At 65.8% G+C, this 599-nt stretch carries 1 pseudogene; it reads left to right on the forward strand.

Going from position 1 to position 599, the window contains the following annotated elements:
- A pseudogene (locus EN914_RS37610) lies at positions 1-599 on the forward strand (HAMP domain-containing histidine kinase); the annotation flags it as partial.

Here is a 599-nt window from a genome sequence, read left to right on the forward strand (position 1 = left end):
GCGCTCGATGCTGTCCTTCTCCGAAGCCCCTGACGATCCCGGGCGGATCATCCATCCGGCTGCCCGCGCCGACGAGATCGGCGTTGCCGAGCGCGAGCTGTCGCAGATGCAGGAACGGCTGCAAAAAATGCTCTCCGAGCAGAAGCATCTTGCCGATCTCGGCCTGGCGGTTTCCAAGATCAACCATGACATGCGCAACATCCTGGCTTCGGCGCAGCTGATGTCGGACCGCTTGCGTCAGGTCAAGGATCCGACGGTGCAGGCCTTCGCGCCGAAACTGCTGCGCGCGCTCGACCGCGCCGTGTCTTATTCCGAAGGCGTGCTTCACTACGGCCGCACGCAGGAGCCGCCGCCGGCGCGCCGACGCCTGAGGCTGCGGCAACTGGTCGAGGACGTGCACGGCCTGCTGGACATCGAGCAAGGCATCGAGTTCGTCAATTCGGTCGAGCCGGCCTTCGAGGTCGATGCCGATTCCGACCAGTTGTTCAGGGTGCTGACCAATCTGTGCCGGAATTCCGTGCAGGCGATGGCGGCCGACAGTGAAAGCGCCCTGGTGCGCCGCCTGGCGGTGTCGGCCGTGCGCCTGGGCAGCGTCAGCC

It is taken from the genome of Mesorhizobium sp. M7A.F.Ca.CA.001.08.2.1, from assembly GCF_003998455.1.
Lineage (GTDB): Bacteria > Pseudomonadota > Alphaproteobacteria > Rhizobiales > Rhizobiaceae > Mesorhizobium > Mesorhizobium ciceri.